Here is a 3,558-nt window from a genome sequence, read left to right on the forward strand (position 1 = left end):
TCAGCGGCCCGCCGCCGCCCGCAGCCCGCCGCGCTCCGTGCCGGCGGCGTCCGCGGTGCTCCCGGCACCGTCTGTGCCGCCTGCCTCCTCGGGGCTGTCGGGGCTGTCCGTGCCGGTGGCGGACCAGCAGGCCGCCGCCGCGCCGAGGAGCCCCGCGTCGCCGCCGAGGCGGGCCGCCACCACCTGCACGCCCTGGGTGAACGGCAGGCCCGTGTAGTCCGCCAGAGCCCGCCGCAGCGGGGCGAAGAGCAGCTCGCCGGCCCGGCTGACCCCGCCGCCGATGACCGCCGTCTCGATCTCCACCAGGGCGGCGGTGGCGGCGATGGCGGCGGCCAGTGCCCGGGCCGAGCGCTCGAAGGCCGCGAGGGCCGGCGGCTCGCCGCGCCGGGCCGCCGCCGCCACCCCCGCGGCGCCGCCGGGCTCTCCCTCACCCGGCCGCCAGCCCAGCTCCCGGGCGTACCGGGCGATGCTGGTGCCGCTGGCCAGCAGCTCCACGCAGCCCCGGCCACCGCACGGGCAGGGGTCGCCGCCGAAGTCCACGCTGATGTGACCGATGTGGCCGGCGTTGCCGGACGGCCCGGCATGCACCCGGCCGTCCAGGATCAGGCCGCCGCCCACGCCGGTGGAGACCACCATGCCCAGCACATTGCTGCGTCCGCGGGCCGCGCCCAGCCAGTGCTCGCCGGCCGCGAAGGCATTGCCGTCGCCGATCAGGGTGACCGGCCGCCCGGTGTGCCCGGCGACCGCACCGGCCAGCGGGAACTCCCGCCAGCAGGGAATGTTGACCGGGCTGACGGTGCCCGCGGCGATGTCCACCGGCCCGGCGCTGCCGATGCCCACGGCACCCACCGCGGGCCAGCCGGGATGAGCGGCGAGCGCGTCGGTCACCGCCCGCACCGCGCCCAGCATCTCGGCCGCCGGTCCACGGGCCGGGGTGGGGCGCTCCACCCGGGCCAGCAGCCGCCCCGTGCGGTCGGCCAGGGCACCGGCGATCTTGGTCCCGCCGAGGTCGATGGCGGCCACCAGTTCTGCGGACGGGGAGGACACGGGGCGGCTCCAGCGGCTTGAGCAGGGACGAAGCAAGGACGCACCAGGGACGGAAGCGTGCCCCCACACGGTATGCCACTTCTTTAAGTTCGTAAACTTACTTCTCCGTGCACCTGTCCTCGCCCTGCGTGTGTCCTGTGTGTGTCCTGTGTGTGCCCTGCGGCGGGGCGGTGCGGTGCTTCCGCCCGGCGGTTCCGTGCTGCTCCCGGGCCCGGCCGGGCCGGAGTGGCGAGGTGCCGGCGAGGAGGTGCATCAGCGCTCTGAGCAGGCCCTCTCCTCCGGTCCGATGGGCCGGGGTCAGGGGCGGCAGCCGACGCGTTCGGTGGACAGCGCCAGGTCGTCCAGGCGCAGGTCGTAGGAGCCGGGCTCCGGATCGCCCTGGTAGAGCTGCCAGCCGATGCGGACGGTGTCGAACTCGGGGAAGACGAACGGGACCTGGTTGCCGCCGTGGCGGTCGGTGGTGACGCTCATGTCGGGCTGGTGCTCGCCGTCGATCCACACCTCCACCCGGTTGTCGGCGGCGTCGAGCTGCCACTCCAGGCAGGTCCAGCGGCCCGCCGTGGCCGGGGCCGACTCCCGCCAGCCGGTCCAGTCGCCGGTCGGGCCCCCGTCCGAGCCGATGCCCCACAGCTGCACCCCGTCCCCGACGACGGGCACGTACTGGCCGCCGACCGGGCGGACCACGCTGCCGTCCCCCCTGCCGGTGGCCTCGACCAGGGTGAAGTGCGCCCAGTCCGGTGCGGTGGGGAACTCCTCGACGTACACCCGCATCCGGCCGTAGAAGCTGTTGCCGGGGGCGGAGAAGTCGTCCACCTCCAGGAAGGCGTGGCCGTTGCCCTCGGTGTGCAGGGACAGCACCTGGCCGCGGTGCCGGCCGCGCTCCCGGGTGACGGCCAGGGTGCCGTGCCGGGTGTCGACGCCCCAGTCGAGGCTGGTGCCGGCCCCGCGCGGCAGATCCTCGAAGTCCTCGCAGAACAGCAGGGCCGGGTCGGGCGGACAACTGCCGCGGTGCGGCCCGCCGTGCGCGGCCACCTGGCCGGTCCCGGCCACCGTGGCGCCGCCGGTGAGCAGTAATGCGCCGAGCAGCAGGGACACCTTCCTGGCCTGTGAGGGCAGGGGCATGACAATCCTCCATGGGGTCGTGGGAGCGCTTCCATGCGCGCCGCCCGCACCCTACGGGCAATTCCCCTCCCGCCACCAGACGCCCGCCAGGCAGGGCTCGCGGCCGTGGCCGGGTGGCCCCTCCGGGCCGGGTTTCCGGCAGGGCGCCGAGACGCTTTCGGCAGTGTTTGCCCCGGGGCGGCTTCTCCGCCGCGCCGGGACAGGGCCAAGTCGTCGGGAAGTTGGTCTCCCCTGCCTTGACGGGGGCATGGCGTCTTTCTAGAGTGTGGGCGCTCCCGATCGGAAGTTTTCTGAAATATTTCGGCATCCGTTCGGGCCGCTCAGTCCTCAAGCGCACCGGAAGGTGCCGGCCGGAAGGGACATCACCATGGCGTCCGACAGCACGCCGTCCCGGCCCCGCGGGGAAGCCGGAGCCGTGGTCCTGCTGCACGACGGCGGCGGCGACCGCAGTCCCACGGTCGAGGCCGTGGCCCGGACCATTCCGGGGCTGAAGGCCCAGGGCCGGCGCTTCGGCAAGCCCGCCCGTCACGGCTGACAGATCCGCCCCATCGGTCAGCAAGGGGCCGGCCGGAACATCCCATCGGTTCCGGCCGGCCCCGGCCGCCTCCGCCGCGGCAGCCTCCCTGCGCCGCCGGACCCGCTCAGGCCCCGGCCGGCGGCTGCCCCAGGAGGCCGTCCTCCCGGGCGCGGTCGGCCAGGTCCAGCTTGGTGTAGGTGGGGCGGCCGGCGTCCCGGTACTTGCGCTTGATCCGCTCCAGATAGGTGCGCGCGGTGGCCGGACGTATCCCGGTGGACCGGGCCGCCGAGTCCAGCGTCAGCCCGGAGGCGTAGGCGCGCAGCAGCCGCTGTTCCTGCGCGGACAGCGCCGGCTGTCCGGCCCCGCCGCCACCGCCCGGACCCGGCTCCGCGGACGTCACCCCCGCCGGCACCGGCCGCCCGGCGACGATGCGCCGGACCGCGCGGGCGAGTTCATTGAGGTCCCGGTCCCTGGTCAGGTGGGCCGCTGCCCCGGCGGCGCGCACCGCCGGCAGCCGGTCCGGGTCCGCCGCCGTGCCCACCACCAGCACCCGCGCCCCGGTGGCGGCTATGCGCCGCACGTTCTCCGCGGGATCCGAACGGTCGGCCAGATCCAGGCCGAGCAGCACCACATCCGTCCTCCGCCGGCGGCGCAGGAACTCGTCCACGGTGGCGGTCGCGGTGCGCAGCCGCAGATCCGGTGTGCGCGCCAGCCAGGCCGCCAGCCCGGAAAGCAGCATCCGGTCGTCCTCCACCGCGGCCAGCGAGATCACCCGCGCCACCCCGCTTCTCCCGCCGCGCCCGGCCCTGCTTCTCCCGCCGCGCCCGGCCCTGCTTCTCCCGCCGCGCCCGGCCCTGCTTCTCCCGCCGCGC

At 75.7% G+C, this 3,558-nt stretch carries 4 protein-coding genes; 1 reads left to right on the forward strand and 3 read right to left on the reverse strand.

Going from position 1 to position 3,558, the window contains the following annotated elements:
* Together GQS09_RS27565 and GQS09_RS27570 are read right to left on the reverse strand one after the other, a co-directional pair.
* Positions 1-1,047 carry an ROK family protein gene (locus GQS09_RS27565; protein ID WP_165990246.1) on the reverse strand — a complete coding sequence of 349 codons (1,047 nt, stop codon included), beginning with the start codon at positions 1,045-1,047 and terminating at the stop codon, positions 1-3.
* Between the two features lie 297 nt (positions 1,048-1,344).
* Positions 1,345-2,169 carry a hypothetical protein gene (locus tag GQS09_RS27570; protein WP_165990247.1) on the reverse strand — a complete coding sequence of 275 codons (825 nt, stop codon included), beginning with the start codon at positions 2,167-2,169 and terminating at the stop codon, positions 1,345-1,347.
* A 367-nt stretch (positions 2,170-2,536) separates the two neighbouring features.
* Between GQS09_RS27570 and GQS09_RS27575 the strand changes: the two genes are divergently transcribed.
* Entirely contained in the window at positions 2,537-2,704 is a 168-nt protein-coding gene (locus GQS09_RS27575) for a hypothetical protein (protein WP_207958364.1), read from the forward strand.
* 106 nt (positions 2,705-2,810) lie between these two features.
* On the opposite strand, the gene GQS09_RS27580 is transcribed toward GQS09_RS27575, so the two are convergent.
* Complete coding sequence (locus tag GQS09_RS27580; RefSeq protein WP_207958365.1) at positions 2,811-3,467, reverse strand: response regulator transcription factor; 657 nt, start codon at positions 3,465-3,467, stop codon at positions 2,811-2,813.
* Positions 3,468-3,558 lie beyond the last annotated feature (91 nt).

It is taken from the genome of Streptomyces sp. YIM 98790 (genome assembly GCF_011421595.1).
Classification (GTDB): domain Bacteria; phylum Actinomycetota; class Actinomycetes; order Streptomycetales; family Streptomycetaceae; genus Streptomyces.

Excerpts from the sequence above, each read along its gene's own strand:
- GQS09_RS27570 (WP_165990247.1), bottom strand. The coding sequence starts at position 2,169 with ATGCCCCTGCCCTCACAGGCCAGGAAGGTGTCCCTGCTGCTCGGCGCA.
- GQS09_RS27575 (WP_207958364.1), top strand. The coding sequence starts at position 2,537 with ATGGCGTCCGACAGCACGCCGTCCCGGCCCCGCGGGGAAGCCGGAGCC.